At 62.1% G+C, this 20079-nt stretch carries 18 protein-coding genes; 8 read left to right on the top strand and 10 right to left on the bottom strand.

Features of this window, described 5'->3' with window-relative positions; translation table 11 throughout:
• Positions 1–262: 262 nt before the first annotated feature.
• Genes LNV06_RS16295 through LNV06_RS16305 form a run of 3 tightly spaced genes read left to right on the top strand, consistent with a single transcriptional unit; the run spans position 263 to position 1214 of the window.
• Positions 263–601, top strand: a complete 339-nt coding sequence (locus tag LNV06_RS16295; protein WP_263539758.1) for a guanyl-specific ribonuclease — start codon at positions 263–265, stop codon at positions 599–601.
• 47 nt (positions 602–648) lie between these two features.
• Positions 649–1044, top strand: a complete 396-nt coding sequence (locus LNV06_RS16300) for a barstar family protein (protein ID WP_263539351.1) — start codon at positions 649–651, stop codon at positions 1042–1044.
• Entirely contained in the window at positions 1023–1214 is a 192-nt protein-coding gene (locus tag LNV06_RS16305; RefSeq protein WP_263539352.1) for a hypothetical protein, read from the top strand. Before LNV06_RS16300 ends, LNV06_RS16305 begins: the two co-directional genes overlap by 22 nt.
• 102 nt (positions 1215–1316) lie before the next feature.
• Here LNV06_RS16305 and rsmA read toward each other — a convergent pair whose 3' ends face one another.
• Genes rsmA through LNV06_RS16320 form a run of 3 tightly spaced genes read right to left on the bottom strand, consistent with a single transcriptional unit; the run spans position 1317 to position 5743 of the window.
• Positions 1317–2120, bottom strand: coding sequence for a 16S rRNA (adenine(1518)-N(6)/adenine(1519)-N(6))-dimethyltransferase RsmA (gene rsmA / locus LNV06_RS16310; RefSeq protein ID WP_411970127.1), 804 nt, complete (start codon positions 2118–2120; stop codon positions 1317–1319).
• A complete protein-coding gene (locus LNV06_RS16315; RefSeq protein ID WP_263539354.1) occupies positions 2092–3414 on the bottom strand; it encodes a peptidylprolyl isomerase in 1323 nt (440 codons plus the stop codon). The genes rsmA and LNV06_RS16315 overlap by 29 nt, the downstream gene beginning before the upstream one ends.
• 1 nt (position 3415) lies before the next feature.
• On the bottom strand, positions 3416–5743 hold the full coding sequence (locus LNV06_RS16320; protein WP_263539355.1) for an LPS-assembly protein LptD: 2328 nt from the start codon (positions 5741–5743) through the stop codon (positions 3416–3418).
• 336 nt (positions 5744–6079) lie between these two features.
• Here LNV06_RS16320 and LNV06_RS16325 point away from each other — a divergent pair, with 336 nt between their 5' ends.
• On the top strand, positions 6080–7129 hold the full coding sequence (locus LNV06_RS16325) for an aminoglycoside phosphotransferase family protein (protein WP_263539356.1): 1050 nt from the start codon (positions 6080–6082) through the stop codon (positions 7127–7129).
• Between the two features lie 48 nt (positions 7130–7177).
• Here the strand turns inward: LNV06_RS16325 and LNV06_RS16330 are convergent, their stop codons facing one another.
• Complete coding sequence (locus tag LNV06_RS16330; RefSeq protein ID WP_263539357.1) at positions 7178–8653, bottom strand: M20 family metallopeptidase; 1476 nt, start codon at positions 8651–8653, stop codon at positions 7178–7180.
• A gap of 56 nt (positions 8654–8709) precedes the next feature.
• Positions 8710–9576 carry an alpha/beta hydrolase gene (locus LNV06_RS16335; RefSeq protein WP_263539358.1) on the bottom strand — a complete coding sequence of 289 codons (867 nt, stop codon included), beginning with the start codon at positions 9574–9576 and terminating at the stop codon, positions 8710–8712.
• A gap of 152 nt (positions 9577–9728) precedes the next feature.
• On the opposite strand from LNV06_RS16335, the gene LNV06_RS16340 reads away from it, so the two are divergent.
• From LNV06_RS16340 to LNV06_RS16355, 4 genes are all read left to right on the top strand, one after another.
• Positions 9729–10559 carry an enoyl-CoA hydratase-related protein gene (locus tag LNV06_RS16340; protein WP_263539359.1) on the top strand — a complete coding sequence of 277 codons (831 nt, stop codon included), beginning with the start codon at positions 9729–9731 and terminating at the stop codon, positions 10557–10559.
• Between the two features lie 108 nt (positions 10560–10667).
• Positions 10668–11996, top strand: coding sequence for a hypothetical protein (locus tag LNV06_RS16345; protein WP_263539360.1), 1329 nt, complete (start codon positions 10668–10670; stop codon positions 11994–11996).
• A 26-nt stretch (positions 11997–12022) separates the two neighbouring features.
• Entirely contained in the window at positions 12023–13963 is a 1941-nt protein-coding gene (locus tag LNV06_RS16350; protein ID WP_263539361.1) for an MORN repeat-containing protein, read from the top strand.
• Between the two features lie 16 nt (positions 13964–13979).
• On the top strand, positions 13980–14951 hold the full coding sequence (locus LNV06_RS16355; protein ID WP_263539362.1) for a M14 family metallopeptidase: 972 nt from the start codon (positions 13980–13982) through the stop codon (positions 14949–14951).
• 22 nt (positions 14952–14973) lie between these two features.
• On the opposite strand, the gene LNV06_RS16360 is transcribed toward LNV06_RS16355, so the two are convergent.
• The 5 genes from LNV06_RS16360 to sppA form a co-directional block, all read right to left on the bottom strand.
• Positions 14974–15801, bottom strand: a complete 828-nt coding sequence (locus LNV06_RS16360; protein WP_263539363.1) for a substrate-binding periplasmic protein — start codon at positions 15799–15801, stop codon at positions 14974–14976.
• Between the two features lie 81 nt (positions 15802–15882).
• Positions 15883–16251 carry a VOC family protein gene (locus LNV06_RS16365; protein WP_263539364.1) on the bottom strand — a complete coding sequence of 123 codons (369 nt, stop codon included), beginning with the start codon at positions 16249–16251 and terminating at the stop codon, positions 15883–15885.
• 27 nt (positions 16252–16278) lie between these two features.
• A complete protein-coding gene (gene metW / locus LNV06_RS16370) occupies positions 16279–16860 on the bottom strand; it encodes a methionine biosynthesis protein MetW (RefSeq protein ID WP_263539365.1) in 582 nt (193 codons plus the stop codon).
• Entirely contained in the window at positions 16857–18008 is a 1152-nt protein-coding gene (metX, locus tag LNV06_RS16375) for a homoserine O-succinyltransferase MetX (RefSeq protein WP_263539366.1), read from the bottom strand. The genes metW and metX overlap by 4 nt, the downstream gene beginning before the upstream one ends.
• Before the next feature lie 172 nt (positions 18009–18180).
• Positions 18181–20037, bottom strand: coding sequence for a signal peptide peptidase SppA (gene sppA, locus LNV06_RS16380; RefSeq protein WP_263539367.1), 1857 nt, complete (start codon positions 20035–20037; stop codon positions 18181–18183).
• Between the last annotated feature and the right edge of the window lie 42 nt (positions 20038–20079).

The following is a 20079-nucleotide window of genomic DNA, read 5'->3' on the forward strand; positions in this document are numbered from 1 at the left end:
AGTTTGTAAGGGCTTACCGGACTCAATTCCGTCACAAAAACTACACAGTCTCAACACCTATTGGGAATGTGTGCACACACAAACAATTACCAGAAACCCGTTCCAGCTGGGGCTAAGCGCTTGAGGTTTTCAAGCGTTTTCGTTACCATTGCGCTTTCAGGAACAGGGTAATCCCGTGTCTTTGCTCTTCCGACCACCGCTGTGGTCCACTTGGTGCAAGTCAGTTATCACCAGCGTTTTGGTGGTGGCAGCAAGCGCTCAGGTGCAGGCCAAAGAATCGGTAGCCGCACCGGATCAGTTGTCAGCGACAACCGAAACGGTTGCCTTGTCGAAGCTGCCCCGCGAAGCCCAAACAACGCATCGCCTGATCCTTGCCGGAGGTCCATTTCCGTACGACAAGGACGGCATCGTTTTTGGCAATCGCGAGCGTTTGCTCCCCGCCAAGAAACGTGGCTACTACCGCGAGTACACCGTCCCCACGCCAGGCGCCCGCAATCGCGGTGCTAGACGATGGGTGTGCGGCGGCAAACCCCCTACAAATCCTGATGTTTGCTATTACACCAGCGATCATTATTCAAGCTTCAAACGTCTTGAGCAGTGAATCGACGGTGATGAAAAGTTCTGTGACTATATAGGAGGATCGCGACCATGCTTTTGCAGACCGTCCGTCCCAATATCGTGCAGGCCATACGGGCCTACCGCGTAGAGGACTTGATGCATGCCGCACAGGATGCCGGCCAGCATTTCTTGTATGCCAATTTGACCGAGGCACAGTCCAAGCAGGACGTGCTGGAAGCGATTGCACAGGCATTTCTCTTCCCGGCCCACTTTGGCAAGAATCTGGACGCTCTCCATGATTGCATGACCGATCTGGTCCACAAGTCTGGCGCACAGCCTGGTTTCGTCGTCGTGCTTGAGCAGTTGCCTGACAACGTCAAGTTTGACCGTGAGGCGCGCGAGCAACTGCTTGACGTCTTCCGTGAAGCGGCCGATTACTGGGCCGACCGGAAGGTTCAGTTCAGGTGCTTCTATTCTTTTCAGTAGCCCGCTCTCAAGACAATGCGTCCTGGGAGCGGGCTACCGAAGAAGCCGCCGCCGTTGCAGCCAAGCCTGCAGCCAAGAACTCCAAAGCTGCCGCCAACGCCAACTTCGGCATGAATATGCCGATGATGAGCAGCGCATTCGATACCGCCATGTGGCTCAGCGCCGCCTAAGCATCTATCGCTTGCAAGCATGCAAAAAGGAGCCCTCGGGCTCCTTTTTTTCGTCTGTACCGAGAGAAGTTCGCGCGAACTCCTCTCCAAACTAGACAGTACTTAGCCCTGCAAGGCCTGAGCCAAAGCGACAAACTCCGCCACCGGCACTTCCTCGGCGCGGCGCTGCAGATCGAACTGTCCGCTGAAGCCTCGCGCCGAGAGCCACACACCCAGACTGTGGCGCAGCAATTTGCGGCGCTGCGAAAAAGCCGCCGCCACCATCTCGCCAAACAACTTGGCGTCCAGTTGCGGCGGTTGGGCATAGGGCTGCATACGAACAATGGCCGAGTCCACCCGCGGCGGCGGGTCGAAAGCGCTGGGCGGCACATCCAAGACCGACTCAATGGCATAGCGCCATTGCAGCATCACAGTCAGTCGGCCGTAGTCCTTGCAAGCGGGTGAAGCGGCCATCCGGTCCACCACTTCTTTTTGCAACATGAAGTGCTGATCGACCACATGATCTACAAAGCCCAGCAAATGGAAAAGAATCGGCGTAGAGATGTTGTAGGGCAGATTGCCGACGACGCGCAGCTTTTGGCCCTTGGCCGCAGCCAACGCCGCAAAGTCAACCTTCAAGACATCGGACTCGACCACTTCCAGCCCACTTTGGTGACGCAGCTTGGCCGCCAAGTCGCGGTCCAACTCAATGACGGTGAAGGGCTGAATGCGCTTGAGCATGGGCAGCGTCATCGCGCCCAAGCCGGGTCCAATCTCCACCACAGCCTCACCGGCACGGGGGTCGATCGCGTCAACAATCGACTCGATGATGTGGACGTCGGTCAGGAAATGCTGGCCGAAACGCTTGCGTGCAATATGTTGTGCCACGCAGCCGCCCTCAGTCCAACCACTCGCGCACTTCGACATAGGCCCGCGCGCGCAGGTCCTTGACCCACTCTTGATAGGCCTCGTCGTACTTGCCTTCACGCAAAGCGGCACGCGCTTGTTCACGCAACTGCTTCATCTCAATCTCGACCGAGCGGCGCTCCTGCACCTGAATCAGATGCAAACCAAAGCGCGAGGGCACCGGGTCTGAAATACCCCCAACGGGCAGCGCATTCATGGCTTGCTCAAACTCAGGCACGAAGGCGCCGGGCGACATCCAGCCCAAATCGCCGCCTTCGGGGGCGCTACCGTCTTCGGAGTTCTCGCGTGCGACCGCCTCAAAGCTGGTGCGGCCCGACTCAATCGCCCGCTTGAACTCAGCCAAGCGCCGGGTGGCCACTTCCGGCGTCAGTTGCGCCGAGGGGCGCAGCAACACATGGCGGGCATGGGTTTGCATCACCGTGGTCATGGAACCCGAACCTTCGCGGTCCACCACCTTGAGCACATGGAAGCCCGCGCCTGAGCGCAGGAGTTTGGCACTCACCTGGCCCTTGCTCAGCCCCTTAACGGCCTCCACAAACAGATCGGGCAGACGATCGGCCGGCCGCATGCCGAATTCACCGCCGCGCTCCTTGCTGGCGTCCTCAGACATTTCTTTGGCCAACTTGGCGAAGTCTTCGCCCGCCAAGGCACGCTGCAGCGCCTGCTCGGCCTTGGCCTGACGCTCGGCCAAGACGGTCTCGCTGGCCCCCTCAGAAACCTTGATCAGAATCTGCGCCAGATTCATTTGCCCTGAGCCCTGCAGCTTTTCGCGGCGCTGCTCCAGATACTTGTCGATTTCGCCATCGGTGATGCGGATGCGGCCCTGCACTTCGCGCTCGCGCACACGTTCAGACATCATCTGATCGCGCAGGCTTTCGCGGAAGGTCCGGTAGTCGGTGCCGTCTTGCTTGAGGCGCTCCAGCAACTGAGCCATGGTCAGCTTGTTTTGTGCCGCCACATTGGCCACCACCCGGTCCAGCTCGGGCTCGTCCACCTTGCCGCCCGCTTCGCGCGCATAAGTGACCTGCACCCGATCCTCAATCAGCGCCTCCAGCGCCTGCTTGTGCAGCGCGGCAGAGTCGGGCATGGTCTCACCGCGCCGGCGCGCCTCTTCCAGCAAGCGGGCCGTGCGTTGCACCACCTCGCTGGCCGCCACCACATCTTGGTTGACCACCGCGGCGATGTAATCGCCCGGCTTCAGGTCGAAGGCTCGCTGCTGAGCCCAAGCCGGCTGGCTGGCCTGCAGGCCAAGCAGGATGAAAGAGCCAAGCAGAGTCAGAGATCGAATCGACATATCAGTCATAGGGAGCTTCAAGGCTTGCCGAGCGATCAGAGCTCAGGCGTCGGTAACCGGGGATATTGTCCCTCAAGACATTGAGCGCGTTGGTACCCAGTTGGGACAGGCCCACCAGCTCCATTTGCAGCATCAATCGCGTGCTCGTTTCGGCACGGCCGGCCGACAGCCGCTCCACCCCGAAACGCAAGACCCAGCAGCCCGAGTCATATTCAAACCCAAGCACCGAATCAGTCAATTTTCTGTCCACCAAGCTGTACTGCAAGCGCCCGGCGCTATACCAAGCGCCGCTGCAGCTACCGCCATCGCGCTTGACCGAACTTTGCCCATACAAAGGCCATTGCCAGGCCAATTCCAGCTGCTCGCTCTGCCCTTCCAAGCCACTGACACCCGATTGCACCGCCTGCCCGCGAGCCAGGCGATAGGCCGTGCTGATGGTACGGAAGGGGCCTGGCGAGTAGCGAGCGCGCATGATGGTTCGAACCGAACGATTCTCGTCGGGGTTGAACTGGACGGTCCCATCCAGCCACCACTTCGAATCCAAATGCACGGCACCCAGCAGCAAGAGGTCCGAGAAGCGCTGCGTCAGCGGCTTCTCGCCACCGGTGATGATTTGATCGCGGAACAAATAGCGCTGCACCAGGCCGAGACGCAAGACCTCATCCCCTTGCGCAGGGTTGACCCAACGGCTGACAGCGCCGGCGGTCAACTGATGACCGTCCGAGACCCGGTCAATGCCCGAGAACTGATTGGCCGTGTAGATGGAGTCGAAGTTGAAGTCCTTGGGCGCCGAGTCAAACTTGGGGAAGTTCTCCTGCGCGCGATAAGGGGTGTTCACATAGAGTACCCGCGGCTCCAGCGTCTGCAACAGCGAGCGCCCCAACCAAGAGGTGTTGCGCTCGAAGATCCAGCCATGGTCCAAGCTGAAGGTCGGCACGGTGCGCCCCATGGTCGTGCGGCCATCTGCTTGAACTTGATCCAGTTTGTAATACGCGGCGTTGATTGCGACCCGCGGAATCAACCACCAAGCGGCACCGCCCAAGGGCGCACTGACATGCGCCAACATATGGGCACGCTGGCCGGTCGGTGACTGCGTCGTCAGCAGGCTTTGCAAACGCGCGTTGCTGGGCAGGTCAAAGCGGTTGTATTCAAGTTCAACCGAGCCTTCCAGGCGAGCCTTGCGGCCCCAAGGTCGGAAGCCTTCAAACACGGCGTCATCGGCAGCCGTGGTCAAGCGCAAGCCGATTTGCGGCGATCGTTGATAAGGCGACTGAATCGGCGAATCCAGCTCCTGCAAGACTTGCCAACGCTGCACCCGCGCATAGGTCAGCGCATCACCCCAGGTCGATTGACGCAAGCGGCTGAACTGCAAATCGGTCGCCAGCAAGCGCTCGGTCTGGCTTTGCATGCGGTCGGGCAGGTCTTTCCAATAGTCGTCATCCGAGACTCGCTCGGCGCGCAATTTGTAAAACCAGTTTTGCCCAAGCGAGCCCTTTTGATCAAGGTTGAGCGCCCAACGGGCATCGCCGGTGATGCGGTCATGCGGCAACCAGGCCAGGTTCAACTTGCCGGCATGCTCGGGCTCCAGATAGCGGAATTCGCTGTCAAGTCCGGCACCGCGGCGCGACAAGAGGTAAGGCGTCAGCGTGGCATCGCGCTGTGGCGCGATATTCCAGTAATAGGGCATGCCAAATTCGACGCCGCTGCGATTACCGAAGCCCATATTCGGCGCCAGCCAGCCCGATTTACGCTCACCCCCAAGTGGGAAGGACAAGACCGGCACGGGCAAAATCGGCACGCCATAGAAGTGCAGCATGGCCCCGGTTGCCACACCCTCATTCGCCTCAAAGTTCATGTCCAGGTGGCGGGCCGTCACTTCCCAAGCCAGCGGTGTACCGTCCTCGTTGGCGGGACAGCTGCTGTAGGTGCCGTCTTGCGCTTGAATGCTGGAGGGTCCGTCAAAGCTGACCTTGGCCGCATGCCCGCCCCCACCAGTGAGCGAGAAAAAATAGCTCGGGTTGAGGAATTCGCCTTCAAAGCGTTTGAGATAGAGCTGCAACTCCGGCCCGCGGAATAAATTACCCGCCCGGCTGACCTCAACATCGCCACGCGCCGTGGCCAAGTCTTCCACCTGCTCATAACGCAAGCTCTTGGCGCGCACCAGCAAGTCTCCGTAGCGCAACTCGGCCTCGCCCTCGGCCTGCATCGCTTCATCCAATTGCGAATTCAGGCGTTTGGCGCTCAAAACCAAGGCCGGCTTGGCCTCACCCTGGCCGGAACCACCGAGAGTCTTGGCCGGCTTCAGGCGCAGTGAGCTCGAAGCGGCCAAGACCGGTGACTCCGCTGGCTGGGCCAGGCTCAGACTCGGCGCGCAAAGACACAGCGCACTCAACCAGGGCCAAGCCCGCTGGCGCTTGCTTGGGGCGCAGGCAGCAGGAGCCGATCGAAACAATCCAGCAATGGCGTTGAGGGCAAACTTTGACAAAGGGCGCGGCACTGCGTCTGCGAGCAGCTAAAAATGGGCGGATTGCGGAAGGCGCAGCCGGGCTGCGCATCCGCGCATCGAGCGGATCGCCGCCCATGGGCTTGCGGTTTGTAAAATCCATTATCCATGAGGCCGCTTGTCCAAGCAGCGGGCTCGACACCGACCCGAGAAGCGCCCTGCATGAATTCCATCCCCTGGCCCGACGAGCAACGCAAGCAAGGCTTTGATTCCTGGCTGCAAAGCCTGCAAAGCAGCCATGCGCTGCGCCTTGAAACGCTGGCCATTGCCAGCGCCGATGCCAGCGCCCGGCGCTACCTGCGCATCCAAGCCGATGCAGGCCACAGCTTCATCATCATGGATGCGCCGCCCGCAGCCGGCAGCTGCGCGCCCTTCATCGAGATCGCCGCGCAGATGCTTGAAGCCGGCCTTCATGCGCCGCGAGTCCATGCCGCCGACGAAGCGCAAGGCTTTTTGCTTCTGGAAGACCTGGGCGATCTGACCTATCTGAAAGCCCTGAAAGCCGCCTCCCCAGCCGAGGCCGACCGGTTGATGCGCGCCGCCACCCAGTCCTTGCTGCAATGGCAGCTGAAGATGGACGCAGGCCGCCTGCCGGCCTATGACGAAGCCTTCATCCGGCGCGAGTTGCAGATTTTTGTTGATTGGTGTGTGCAGCGTGAGTACGGCCGCAGCTGGAGCGAAACGCAAGAGAAATGGTGGGCGCACGCTTGCGATGTGCTGGTCAAAAACATGCTCGAGCAGCCCCGTATCGCCATGCACCGCGACTACATGCCGCGCAATCTGATGGTTTGCGACCCGGCCAGCGGCAGCCCCGGCATTTTGGACTTCCAAGACGCGGTTGCCGGACCGATCAGCTACGACTTGGTCTCGCTGATGCGCGACACCTTCATTTCCTGGGAAGAAGAACAGGAGCTGGACTGGGCGATTCGCTACTGGGAGCAGGCCCGCAAAGCCGGCCTGCCCATCAACGAAGACTTCGGCCAGTTTTGGCAGCAGTTGGAGTGGACCGGCCTGCAGCGCCACTTGAAGATCTTGGGCATCTTCTGCCGCCTCAAGCACCGCGACGGCAAACCCGCCTATGCGGAAGACCTGCCGCGCTTTTTCGCCTATGCCATCAAGGTCAGCACCCGCTATGTGCAGCTCTCTCCGCTGACCCATTTGCTGCAAGACCTGCAGGGCTCGATGGTGGAGACCTCTTTCACCCTGCGCTAGGCAAAAAAAGGGCGGCACTTGGCCGCCCCTTATTGAGCTAGAAAGTGCTCAGGGGTGCGCTGCCATCACCTGCGCCACGGCGGCGGTCAGGCGTTTGCCATAGGGCACATGCAGGAACTCGTTCGGGCCATGGGCATTGCTCTTGGGGCCCAAGACGCCGCAGACCATCATCTGCGCGGCCGGGAAGCCTTTTTGCAGCATGCTCATCAGCGGGATCGTGCCGCCCTGGCCGATATAGCCCACCGGTGCGCCGAAATGGGTTTCGCTGGCTTGATTCAAGGCCTGGCTCAACCAGGGCGACAAGTCGGGCGTGTTCCAGCCGGTGGCGCCATAAGCCCCGGCGCGGCCATCGGGCACAAAAGTGACCTTGGCGTTGTAGGGCGCGTTGTCTTCCAACAAGGCCTTCAGACGCAGCGCGGCTTCATTACCATCCACCAAGGGCGGCAGGCGCAAAGACAGCTTGAAGGCCGTGAAGGGGCGCAAAACATTGCCGGCATTGTTCATGGCCGGGAAGCCGTCCACACCGGTGACCGACAAGGTCGGCCGCCAAGTGCGATTCAAGAGCACCTCCACGGGCTCGGCCGTCATCGGCAAGACCGGGCCGCCGTCGGCGCCGCAGGCCCAGGGCAGGCGCTTGTAGACCTCGTCCTTCAGAATGACCGCCGTCGCTTGGGCTTGCTCAATACGATTGCCAGGAATCTCGCAGTGGAAGCTCTCGGGCAAGAGCCGGCCGGTCTTGGAGTCTTCCAAACGGTCCAGCACCTGGCGCAGGATGCGGAAGCTCGAAGGCACCACGCCCGAGCCATCGCCAGAGTGGATGCCCTCGGTCAACACCTCCACCTTGAGAACACCGCTGACCATGCCGCGCAGTGATGTCGTTAGCCACAGCTGGTTGTAGTCGCCCGCACCCGAGTCCAGGCAAACCACCAGAGACACTTGGCCCAGGCGCTCCTTCAGCACGTCCAGATAAGCGGGCAGGTCGTAAGAACCCGACTCTTCACAGGTCTCGATGATGCCGACGCAGCGTGGCCGTGCGATGCCTTGTTTGTCCAGCGCCATGATGGCGGTCAGCGAGGCATAAACCGCATAGCCGTCGTCGGCGCCACCGCGGCCATAAAGCTTGCCGTCCTCAAACTTGGGCGTCCATGGGCCCAGATCATTGCGCCAGCCGCTGAACTCGGGCTGTTTGTCCAAATGACCATAGAGCACGATGGTGTCCGTGCTGTCGGTCTTGGTGGCAGGCACTTCAAAGAAGATCACCGGGGTGCGGCCCGGCAAACGAATCACTTCCAGCTTCAGGCCAGCGACCTTTTTGCTCTCGACCCAGGCCGCCGCGTCGCGCAAAACCTTTTCAATATGACCGTTGGCGGCCCAGTCGGCATCGAACATCGGGCTCTTGGCCGGAATGGTGATGTACTGGGTCAGGGCTGGGACGATCTCATCGTCCCAAACTTGGGAGGCAAAGTCGGCGATGGCCGTGGCTTGAGCGGGCTGCAGTGGCAGCGAAGGGTCGCGAGCGTTCATGGTGGGCTTCCAGCTTGTGGCGGGGGAAGCCTTTAGTTTAGGCCAGCCTGCCGGCTTCAACCAAAGCGCGCGACCATCCAATGCTGCAGCCGGGCAAAGACCTGTTCCTTTTCGGGTTCATTGAAGATTTCATGGAACAGCCCCTCGAAGCAATGGCTTTGCACCAAGCTCGCCGGGGCCTGGGCGGCAAACTCGGCGCTGCCGGCGGGGGCCACGCAGCGGTCAGCGCCGGCCCAGATCAAGAGAGTTGGCACCACCCAATCCGCCGCATGCTGACGCACCAACTCACCACCATCCACAATGGCCTTGGCCAGGGTCGGCGTGATGCGGTCATGCACCAGCGGGTCGGCCATATAGGCGCGCACCACCGCAGAGTCGCGGGAAATCCAGTTGGGCTTGAGCCCATTGCCCACCGCCAGATGCGGCAGCAGCGCCACGCCCAGCGCCAATTGCAGGCGTTTGAAGCCCGACATGCCAGGATCCAGCGCCGGCGAAGACAGCACCAAGGCATCCACGGGCCGGAACCAACAAGGCAACTGGCCGCCGCTGCTGGCCGCCAAGCCACCCGCAACAAAGCGTGCCGCGACCAAGCCGCCCATGCTGTGACCCAAGAGCAGCAAAGGGCCTTTACCCAAGACCGCATCGGCGCGCAACTCATCGATGACCAGGGCCAGGTCTTTCAGCAGACGCTCATCGTCCTTGACATCACCCCGCGCACCGCCGGAAGCGCCATGGCCGCGCTGATCATGGCCCACCACATGCCAGCCCCAGCTATTCAGACGAGCGGCCACGGCCTCATAACGCCCCATATGCTCGCCCAGGCCATGGACGATCAGCACCGTGCCGCGCGCCGGGTCCAGACCGGGCTTGCTCCATTGGCGCCAGTGCAAAGGCACGCCATCATCACATCTCAAGGTACGCATCAGCCCAGTGTAGGCAAGCCCAGCCTCTCGCCGGCCCAGGGCTTGCCCGGTCGGTAGAAGTACGCAAGCCCGCTGTCGCGCAGCGGATAGTCCCGCAGTTCGAGAAACGCTAGGCTGCTCGGCTCTGGCCAATTTTTTTGAGAAACACCCCGATGAACGACTTTTTCAGCTTGAACACCGACGCCCAAGGCCTCGCCCACCTGGTCTTGAATCGCCCGGAGCGCATGAACACCATGGCGCCGGCTTTTTTCCCGGCCCTGCGGGACGCAGTACTCGGTCTGCATCAAAGCGGCGAAGCCCGGGTGCTGGTGATTTCTTCCACCGGCAAGCACTTCAGCGCCGGCATGGCTTTGGAGACTTTTGCCGGCCAGGGCGCTTTGCTGGACACCAGTAGCGCCCGCGCTCGCCTGAGTTTTCAAGAGTCGCTGCGCCAGCTGATGGCTTGCTTCAGCGTCATCGATGAGGCGCGCTTCCCGGTGATCTGCGCGGTGCAAGGCGGCTGCATCGGCGGCGCCCTGGACCTGGCTGCCGCCTGCGATATCCGTTATGCCTCGGCCGAGGCTTTCTTCAGCGTGCAAGAAATCAATATCGGCATGACGGCAGATCTGGGCGTGCTGCAGCGTCTGCAGCAAATCATGCCGGCCGGCCTGGCGCGCGAGCTGGCCTACACCGGCGAGCGGCTGCCGGCCGAGCGCGCCCTCAGCTGCGGCTTGGTTAATGCGGTGCTGCCGGATGCTGAGGCACTTTTAGCTCATGCCCTGGGCGTGGCGCGGCAGATTGCAGCCAAGTCACCCGTGGCCATCGCCGGCAGCAAGCTGGCCCTGAACCATGCGCGCGACCATGGCGTAGCAGCTTCATTGCAGCAAATGAGTCTTTTGCAAAGCGCCATTTTTGACACCGCCGAAATGGGGCGCGCCATCATGGCCTGGCAAAGCAAGACCGCAGCGGACTACGCCCCGCTTGCGGAAATTGCACGGCTTTAAGACTTGGTTTAAGCGGCTTGGTCCGCTTTCGCAACAGCCTCGCTACAGCGTCAGCTCAGCGCCATACAGCCGCCCTACACTGCTGACTTTTGGCACTCCATCGCGCTGATGAAATCGCTGCTTTCCCTGTTGCTGTGTCTGCTGCTGGCGGCTTGTGCGGCGCCGAAGTACACCGTCGATGATGGGCGCAAGGTCGACGAAACCTTGTTGGCCAATATCCGCCACTATGGCGCGGGTGAGCAGAGTCTGCGCCCTGCCATCGTGCGCAGCGCCGGCCTGAAAGACCCTGAATGCGACCGGCAGTGGGAGTTGCCCTTCGCCGTGGCCACCAGCTATGGCTGGGCCGAGAACGACCGCGTCGCCTGGGTGCGCGGTCTGCAGGTGGACGAGCGCTTGACCGTGGTCGCTGCCGCCCCGAATTCGCCCTTGAACTTAGGTGAAAAATTACAAGCTGTCGCGGGCCAAAAAGAAGAAGACAGCGAAAAGATGCTCGCCAAGCTGGCCGAGCGGCGCGACGAAGGCAAGCCTTTTTTCGTCACCCTCAGCAATGGTGCGCAACGCGCGGTCACCCCTTTTGAAGTCTGCCGCGGCTACACCCGCCTGGCGCCCCCCAACACGCCCGAGATGCAGGACTACCACTGGCTGCTGAGTCTGCACTCGCTGGAGTACAGCCAGATCCAGCCGAGCGAGGACGAGGCGCTGTGGGCGGTGCTCTGGAGCCAAGGCTTGTCCGAAGAAGGCGGCGCCCGCATGAAGACCTACCACTACGGCAGCAAGATCGTCGGCACGCTCTACAACCTGGTTACCCTGGCCACCGGTCTGCGCGGCGCCGCGCTGGCGGCCGAGGCCGCGATCACCGCGGCCAAACAGGCCGCACAAACCGTCGCCTCTGAAATCATCAAGCAGCAGCTGATTGAGCAAGGCAAGGCGCTGGCGGCGCAAAAGATGCGCGAGGGTTTGATCGATGCCGCGCGCGAGCTGACCAAGCAGCAGGTGATGAACGGCCTGCAGGCCGCTGCCGTGAACCGCAGTTCTTTGTCCGGCGTGGCCCGCATTGGCGCCACCGTGTTTGACCGCGCCGACCAATGGGCGTTTGAGCGCATTGAAAAACTCGGCGGCAACCCGCTGGCGGGCTTCAGCCTGCACCAAAAGATGTTGGAGCGCAGCCTCTCGGGCAATGCTTTTGCCTTGGACATGGAGCGGCTGGAGTCGCTCAGCAAACTGGCTCAAACCCGCGGCATCGACGAGCAAGTACAAGCCATTTTGCGCGGCTTCAAGGCCAGCGATCTGGCCCTGGAAATTGGCGCCATGCCGCTTGCCTCGGCCCCCGACGCCTTCTCTTTTGAGAGCCCGACCGACCCCGGCAGCGGCCGCTTTGCACGCGGCCTGATCGACGCCATGCTCGACATCCCCACCGAATCCGGCAGCAAAAAATAATGCAAACTAGGCTCCGTACTTTGACCATGCCCCGGAAGTTATGGATCGCCCTACTGGCCTGCAGCCCCTTGCTCGGCCTGACCCAAACACTCCCGCCCCAGCCGCCCGCTCAGCCCCCCACTCAGCCAGCCGCCGCAGCGCCCCCGGCCACACCCGCCGAAACGCCTCTGGCCGACATGCCGATGGCCGGCACCGCGGCGGCCTCTTCCGCGTCAGCACCCGAGGGCGGCGAAGCGGCAGCCCCACCCCCCAGCTGCACCACGCTGACGCAGCGCGCCATGTCCACCGACCTGCGCGCCACCACGGCATTAGCGCAGAACAAGCCCATCGACGAGCTGGCCAAGTTGTTCGACCGAGCCATTGCCCAGTGGACCTTGGCCTTGGACGCTTGCGAAGGCCGCGCCCGCGACCGGGCGCAGAAAAACCTCACCGATGTTGAGAAGCAGCGCAGCTTGATCGCCGAGCGTCAAGCAGCAGGCTCTCAATGCGAGGTCTCACACCGTGACGCTGCAGCCCTGCAAGACTTGGCCAAGCAAGCCTTTGGTGAGCGTCGCTGGCCGGACGCAGCCTCGCTCTACGGCAAGGCCGAAACCATGTGGGATCTGGCCGCCGAACACTGCACCGGCAGCCAGCAGCAGATTGCTGCCAAGCGCCGCGAGCAGGCCGAAATCGATGCTTACAACGCCGAGTTCTGCGCGCCGATGTTCGACCGCTCGCGTGAGTTCACCCAAAAGTTTCGCAGCGCCTCCTCCGGCCTGAGCGTGACCGAGCGCCAACAGCAATCGCAGATTGCCGAAACCCTGTGGCGCAAGACCAGCACCCTGTGCAAGGGCGCCGCTTTGGAATTGGCCGGAAACAATGCCCAGGCGCTGGCGCGAGAGCGCGGCACGCCCTGGGTGGCCACGGCCGCGCCGGAGACATCCGCTGCCAGCCCCGCAAACACTTCAGCATCCGCGAGGCCAGGCAGTGGCCCAGCAGCGGTTTCTGCCGCGGCCGTGGGTGCGACGGCTCTAGCCATGGTCAGTGGCCGCAGCGCGGCTGCAGGCACGACCGCAAGTTCGGCGGCAGCCAATGTCGCAGCAACTGCGGGCGCGGCCAGCACGGCGGCTTCGGCCAAGCCTGCGGCCAACCCGACGGCGGCACCCGTTTCCGCCCCCAATTTAGCCCCCGCCCCGGCACCCCTGGCTGCGAGCGGCACGCCCAACCCGAGTGCCACCGAAAGCCGAGCCCAGGGTGCCGTTCAAGAGCTCGACGTTCGCACGGGAGACACCCGCTACAAAGGGCAATTTGTACGTGAAGAAGGCCAAGTGGTCACGGGCACGGGCCGGGTCGAATGGGCCAATGGAGACGTCTACATCGGCGCCTTGGTGCGCAGCGCGCGTCAGGGCAAAGGCGAGTTCATCTGGGCCAATGGCCAGCGTTACGAAGGCGACTGGGTGCAGAACAAAGCCACTGGCATGGGCAAGCTGCAGTTCACCAATGGCAATCGCTACGAGGGCAGCCTGGTCGACGGCACGCCGGAAGGCGAAGGCCAGCTGCACTTCGCCAGCGGTGATGTCTACAAAGGCCAGATCCGCCAAGGCATTCCCCACGGCAAGGGCAGCTATCGCTGGCAGAACGGCCAGCACTTCGAAGGCGACTGGGTGCAGGACAAACCGCATGGCAAGGGCATATTGCGTTACGCCAACGGCAACCGCTACGAGGGTTTGGTCGCGGCCGGCCAACCCCATGGCGAGGGCAAGATGCAGATGAGCTCGGGCGACCGCTATGAAGGCAGCTTCCACCAAGGCAAGCCCCATGGTCAGGGCAGCTATCAATGGAAGTCGGGCGAACGCTATGTGGGCGCCTGGGTCGACGGCCTGAAGCACGGCCAAGGCGTCTTCCACTGGCCCAGCGGTGACCGCTGGGAAGGCGTCTTCAAAGCCGATGAACGCACCGATGACGGCGTCATCATCCGCAAAGATTGAAATCCGGAACCGCCCTATGACCAAGCTACAAAGCACGCTCGAGCTGAGCCCCCCGGACATCAGCCCCTACCGCCACAGCCATACTGGCGTCGACTATGTGCACCAGTTCGACTCCGGTCTTCCCGGCCCGACCGTGATGGTGCAGGCCTTGACGCATGGCAATGAGCTTTGCGGCGCGATTGCGCTGGACTGGCTGTTTCAGCAAGGCATGGGCCGCACGCTGCAGCCGGCTTGTGGCCAGCTGATCCTGAGCTTTGCCAATGTCGAAGCCTTTTCGCGCTTCGACCCGGCCGACCCGAATGCCTCGCGTTGCGTGGACGAAGATCTGAATCGCGTCTGGGCCGATGAACAATTGTTCGGCTCCGGCGACTCCTTGGAATTGCGCCGCGCCCGCCAGTTGCAGCCCTTTGTGGACCGCACTGACCTGCTCTTCGACATTCACTCGATGCAAGACGTCTGCCGGCCGCTGATGGTCTGCGGCATGCTGGACAAAGGCGCGGCCTTTGCCCGCGAGCTGGGTATGCCGGGTGATCTGCTGATCGACACCGGCCACCCCTCCGGTCTGCGCATGCGCGATCGCGGCGGCTTTGGTGACCCCAACAGCCCCAAGAATGCTTTGTTGATCGAATGCGGCCAGCACTGGGCGCGCAGCTCGGTCGATGTGGCCATCGACGGGCTGGTTCGTTTTCTCAAGCTCACCGGCATGGTGGACGCCGATTGGGCGCAGGCTCGGCTCCAGCTGCCCTTGCCTGCGCAGCAACACACCATTCGGGTAGACCGCGCCATCACCGCCCTCAGCGCCGACTTTCATTTCCTGCAGCCGGTGCGCGGCCTGGATGTGATCCCAGAAGCAGGCACTGCTTTCGCCCAGGACGGCGACACGGTGTTCAGCACCTCTTATGACAACACCGTCTTGGTGATGCCCAGCATGAAGCATGGCAAACCAGGCAACACCATGGTGCGGTTGGGGCGCTTCGAATCGATCTGAGTCGATTCGAAGCAGTGCCGGCTCAGTTCAAAACCGCGTCGTGCAGCAGCACCTCGGGCGGGTAATAGAGTTGCAGGCTGCGCTGCAGGCTGCCGTCGCGCGCGGATCTGGAGAGCGCCTCGCGCAAGACCGCTTGATCGGCTTCGCTGAGCGAGCGGCGCGAGATATAGGCGCCCACCTCTGAGCGCGGCAGGCCCGGCAAGTCGGTGAAGCGGAAGTCGCCCCCGGTGTCGGGCTCGCTGCGCCCCTCCTGCAAGGCGGAATAAAGCAGAGTCGGCGGCAAGATGGTGAAGTCCACCCGGCCGCCGCGCAACATGGCGCCCACGGTACGCAGATCGGACACATAGTCCACCCGCTTCTCGCCCTCCAGCTGGCGTATCAGGGCTTCGTACTCATCGCCCCAGCTGTAGCTGCGCACCATGGCCGCGCGCCAAGTGCTGCGGCTGAGCAAGGCACGCAGGTCTTGCGGTACGTCGGTTTTGGACGTCAGCGTGATCAGCGTGGGAGTCAGCTTGAGCATGGGCACAAACTGCGCTTTTTGATCACGTTCTGAGGTGCGCGAGGCCGGCAAAAAGAGGTCGGCCTCCAGGCTGTCGAAAAACATCATCGTCAATCGGGCGCGCGGAACCACCGGAAAGACAAACTGGCAGCCCTGCACCCGGCCCAGCTGGCGCAGCAAGTCGGGATAGACCCCCTCGACCCGCTCGCCCTGCACACGCACATTGAAGCCGGTGGGTGCCACCGGCACGCGCACCGTGCGCGAACAAGGCTGAGCCCAGGCCACCAGCTGCGTGCTCAGCCAGAGCAGCAGCACTTGCAGACCCACGCGCTCCAGCTTGTTGACAGCCATTCGCACCCCTGCTGTTCTTGCAAGACCCGGCAGGAGTCTTGCGCCGGGCTCCTCAGAACCCTGAGGGGCAGAATAGCAGCTTCAGCCGACGCAAAAAGCGTTCAGTTTGTTGCCAACCAAATCGCGGAAGTAAGCGGCATAAAAGCCCTCGCCGCGCAGCCCAGGCGCGCCCTCGTCCTGGCCACCCAAGGCCAGGGCTTTGGCATGCAAGGCGTCGACCTTGGCGCGGCTGTCCACGGTCAAAGCGACCATGACCCCATTGCCCACCGTGGCCGGCTCTTGGTTGTAGGGCAGCATCACGCCGAAGCCCGGCTTGTCCATGCCCAAGCCCCAGGCGTAACCCCGGCCGAAATCCATCATGCGCTTGATGCCTATGACCTCGAACAGCGCGTCATAAAAGGCCGCGGCGCGCGGCAAGTCGTTCGTGCCCAGTGTGGTGTAGCCAATCATCAATGCCTCCTTGAAGCAGTCTGAACTTCAACCCCGATCAAATTTGAACACCGCCATGCTGGCCAGCAGATTTGGGAAAGTCCGTACCGCTTGGCCCTCTTGGATGCCAAAAGCGTCCAAGATGCGCAGGCGGTTTTTGCGCGCCAGCACCTCAAAGTCAGCAAAAGTACCGACCCGTATGTTCGGCGTGTTGTACCACTCGTAGGGCAACACGCGGGTGACCGGCATGCGCCCCAGCGCCACCTGCAAGCGGTTCGGCCAATGGGCGAAATTGGGGAAGCTGACGATGCCGGTGCGGCCGACGCGAGCGGTCTCGCGCAGCATGGCCTCGGTATTGCGCAAATGCTGCAGGGTCTCGAGTTGCAGCACCACGTCGAAGCTCTGGTCTTCGAAGATGCTCAAGCCGTCTTCCAGATTGAGCTGAATGACATTCACCCCGCGTTGCGCACAGGCCAGCAGATTGGCGTCATCCAGTTCCACCCCATAGCCGGTGCAGCCCCGGTGTTTCTGCAGATAAGCCAGCAACTCGCCGGTACCGCAACCCAGGTCCAGCACTCGTGAGCCCTGCGGGACCAGGGCGGCAATTTGTTCCATCACACCGCTGCTCATGCTGCTGCTCCTGCGAACTCGCCCGCAATGCGGGAGAAATAGGCGCGCAAGACGCCGTGGTAACGGGGGTCTTCCAACAAGAAGGCGTCATGCCCATGCGGCGCGTCAATCTCGGCATACGAGACATCGAGCTTGTTGTCCAGCAAGGCCTTGACGATCTCGCGCGAACGGGCCGGCGAGAAGCGCCAGTCGGTGGTGAAGCTGGCCAGCAAGAACTTGCAGCGGGCACTGGCAAAGGCGCGGCTCAAATTGCCACCATGCTCGCGCGCCGGGTCAAAGTAGTCGAGCGCGCGCGTGATCAGCAAATAGGTGTTGGCGTCAAAGTAGTCGCTGAATTTGTCGCCCTGGTAGCGCAAATAGCTCTCGATCTGGAACTCGATGTCTTGGGTGGAATAGCCCAGCTCGGCCGAGCGCAACTCGCGACCGAACTTTTGCTCCATCGCGTCGTCCGACAAATAGGTGATGTGGCCAATCATGCGCGCCACCCGCAGGCCGCGTTTGGGCACCACGCCATGGGCGTAAAAGTGGCCACCGTGGAAGTCGGGGTCGGTGATGATGGCGCGGCGCGCCACCTCATTGAAGGCGATGTTCTGCGCCGACAAACAAGGCGCGGTGGCGATTGCAATGCAGTGGCGCATGCGCTCGGGGTAGCGCAGCGCCCAGTCCAAAGCCTGCATGCCACCGAGCGAGCCGCCCAGCACCGCAGCCAACTGAGTGATGCCCAGCTGATCGAGCACACGCGCTTGCGCGTCCACCCAATCCTGCACCGTCACCACCGGGAAGTCGGCACCGTAGATCTGGCCGGTGGCCGGATTGCGATGCATGGGGCCGGTCGAGCCAAAGCAAGAGCCCAGGTTGTTGATGCCGATGACAAAGAACTTGTCAGTGTCCAGCGGTTTGCCGGGGCCGATCAGGTTGTCCCACCAGCCTTCGCTATTGGCCTGACCGGTATGGGTGCCGGCCACATGGTGGCTGGCGTTGAGGGCATGGCAGACCAGCACCGCATTGCTGCGCGTGGCATTGAGCTGGCCATAGGTCTCATAGACCATTTCATAGTCACGCAACTCGGCGCCACTGCGCAAAGGCAAGGGCTGCGCAAACGCCATGCGCTGGGGACTGACGTCACCCAATTGACCGCTGTGTGGCATGAACAAGGCCTCCTGAAAAACAAAACCGGCACCGCTGGAAAGAAGCGGACGCCGGCTGTTCGGAGTCCCTCTTTAGCGGCATTTATTGAGCGCCCGCAATTCGGAACAAATCGGCGCTATGAGTTGCATTATAGAAGGGCGCTGAAGACCTCTCAGTGTCCTGGCTTGCGCCTCAAGGAGCTCGGCACAAGCAATGCACCACCGCCCCAAAAGGCTTGCCGCTGTTGCTGATCTCGCTCACAAAAGCCAACTCCGCCTGCGCCTCTTGCAAAGCTTTGGGCAAAGTCAGGCCCAACTCTGCGCGAATGGCAGCGGCGATCGAAGGTGCCATCACCTCATCCAAGCTGGACAGCAAACGCTCCAAGCGGCCCATCTCGCCTTCGACATAACTGACCCGCGCATCGGCACCCAGCTTGGCCTTGGCGGCCGCTGATTTGATGGCGTCGTCAAAACTTCCCAAACGATCCACCAAGCCACGTTCCAGCGCCTGAGCACCGGTCCAGACACGACCTTGGGCGACCGCGTCGATATCAGCCACCGACTTCTTGCGCGCTTTGGCAGCCTTGCCGGTGAACTCGGCGTAGATGTGATTGATGCCGGATTGCACAGCCGAAGCCATGCGCGGGTCGAGCGGACGACGCGGGTCGTAGCCGCCGGCCAACCAGGTGGTGGTGTAGCCACCGGTGTGGATGGACAGCTTTTCAAGCAACTTGTCGCCGGTCGGCAGCATGCCGAAAACGCCAATCGAACCGGTGATGGTGCCGGCCTCGGCGATCACTTCATCGGAGGACATCGAAATCCAATAGCCGCCCGAGGCGGCCACATCGCCCATGGACACCACCACCGGCTTGCCGGCTTTCTGGGTCAATTCCAACTCGCGACGAATCACCTCGGAAGCAAAAGCGCTGCCGCCGGGCGAGTTGACACGCAAGACCACTGCCTTGATGTTCTCGTCTTCGCGCGCCTGACGAATCAGCTTGGCGGTGGAGTCGCCCCCGACCTTGCCCGGCGTGGCGCTGCCGTCCACGATGTCCCCTTCGGCCACCACCACGCCCACCGCGGGGCCATGCGGCATGACCGGCTTGATATGGGCTTGGTACTCGGCCAATGACACACGCCGGAAGCTTTTGCCCTTGTCGTCCTTGGCGCCTTGAGCCATCAGCAACTCGCGCACTTCGTCGCGGGTCTTGATGCCGTCGATCAGTTTGCTGTCCAGCGCCAGCTTGGCCGCGTCGCCACCGACGGCGGCCAAGGCCTCGGGCAGCTTTTCAATACCGGCGACGATGCTGCCCTTGGGCAACTTGCGAGCTGTCTCCACCGCATCGGTGTAGCGGCTCCACAGCTCGCCGTACAAATAACTTTCTGCTTCCAGGGAGGCTTTGGAAGGCGCATTGGCGAAGTAAGGCTCGGCAAAGCTCTTGTAGGTGCCGACGCGCAAAACATTGGCGGACACGCCCAGACGATCCAGCGCGTCCTTGTAATAGTTGCGATATCGGCCGAAACCTTCGATCACCACCATGCCCAAGGGGTTCAGATAGATCTCGCTGGCCTGCGCCGCCAAGAAGTAGCCGCGCTGGTCAAAGCTGTCGCCGTAGACCACGATCTTCTTGCCGCTGGTTTTGAAGCGCGCCAAGGCGGCCGAGACTTCATGCAGGCCCGCCATGCCGGCGCCGCCGAATTCATCCAGATCCAGCAAGACCGCGCTGATCTTGGGATCTTTGGCGGCCGCGTCCAGTGTGGCCAGCACATCGCGCAAGCGGGTTTGCTTTTGCGCGTGGCCGCGCAGCTGCGCCATGGCTTGATCTCGCGCCGAGCCGGAGAACTGCTCGACCAGGCCGCCATGAAAGTCCAGGACCAAGGTCGTCTTGTCCTTCAAAGGCGCCGGCCCTCGCGAGACCAGGCCCGACACCAAGGCCACCAAAATGGCCAGCATCAGCAGATTCAAGACGAACCGGCGGCTGCCGTCCAAGAAGGCCCAGAACTTACCCAAGAGCCACCACAAACCGGTAAACACGCGCTTCACGCCCATCTTGGCGCTCCCTTTGTTTTCAATGAATGAAGAAATGCGAAT

Origin of the sequence: Paucibacter sp. Y2R2-4, assembly GCF_025717535.1 — a bacterium.
Taxonomy (GTDB): domain Bacteria; phylum Pseudomonadota; class Gammaproteobacteria; order Burkholderiales; family Burkholderiaceae_C; genus Paucibacter_A.

What these genes read in the sequence shown, in the direction of transcription:
- LNV06_RS16300 (WP_263539351.1), top strand. Translation starts at nt 649, where the DNA reads ATGCTTTTGCAGACCGTCCGTCCCAATATCGTGCAGGCCATACGGGCC.
- rsmA (WP_411970127.1), bottom strand. Translation starts at nt 2,120, where the DNA reads ATGTCGAAGTGCGCGAGTGGTTGGACTGAGGGCGGCTGCGTGGCACAA.
- LNV06_RS16315 (WP_263539354.1), bottom strand. Translation starts at nt 3,414, where the DNA reads ATGTCGATTCGATCTCTGACTCTGCTTGGCTCTTTCATCCTGCTTGGC.
- LNV06_RS16325 (WP_263539356.1), top strand. Translation starts at nt 6,080, where the DNA reads ATGAATTCCATCCCCTGGCCCGACGAGCAACGCAAGCAAGGCTTTGAT.
- LNV06_RS16330 (WP_263539357.1), bottom strand. Translation starts at nt 8,653, where the DNA reads ATGAACGCTCGCGACCCTTCGCTGCCACTGCAGCCCGCTCAAGCCACG.
- LNV06_RS16335 (WP_263539358.1), bottom strand. Translation starts at nt 9,576, where the DNA reads ATGCGTACCTTGAGATGTGATGATGGCGTGCCTTTGCACTGGCGCCAA.
- LNV06_RS16340 (WP_263539359.1), top strand. Translation starts at nt 9,729, where the DNA reads ATGAACGACTTTTTCAGCTTGAACACCGACGCCCAAGGCCTCGCCCAC.
- LNV06_RS16345 (WP_263539360.1), top strand. Translation starts at nt 10,668, where the DNA reads ATGAAATCGCTGCTTTCCCTGTTGCTGTGTCTGCTGCTGGCGGCTTGT.
- LNV06_RS16350 (WP_263539361.1), top strand. Translation starts at nt 12,023, where the DNA reads ATGCCCCGGAAGTTATGGATCGCCCTACTGGCCTGCAGCCCCTTGCTC.
- LNV06_RS16355 (WP_263539362.1), top strand. Translation starts at nt 13,980, where the DNA reads ATGACCAAGCTACAAAGCACGCTCGAGCTGAGCCCCCCGGACATCAGC.
- LNV06_RS16360 (WP_263539363.1), bottom strand. Translation starts at nt 15,801, where the DNA reads ATGGCTGTCAACAAGCTGGAGCGCGTGGGTCTGCAAGTGCTGCTGCTC.
- LNV06_RS16365 (WP_263539364.1), bottom strand. Translation starts at nt 16,251, where the DNA reads ATGATTGGCTACACCACACTGGGCACGAACGACTTGCCGCGCGCCGCG.
- metW (WP_263539365.1), bottom strand. Translation starts at nt 16,860, where the DNA reads ATGAGCAGCGGTGTGATGGAACAAATTGCCGCCCTGGTCCCGCAGGGC.
- metX (WP_263539366.1), bottom strand. Translation starts at nt 18,008, where the DNA reads ATGCCACACAGCGGTCAATTGGGTGACGTCAGTCCCCAGCGCATGGCG.
- sppA (WP_263539367.1), bottom strand. Translation starts at nt 20,037, where the DNA reads ATGGGCGTGAAGCGCGTGTTTACCGGTTTGTGGTGGCTCTTGGGTAAG.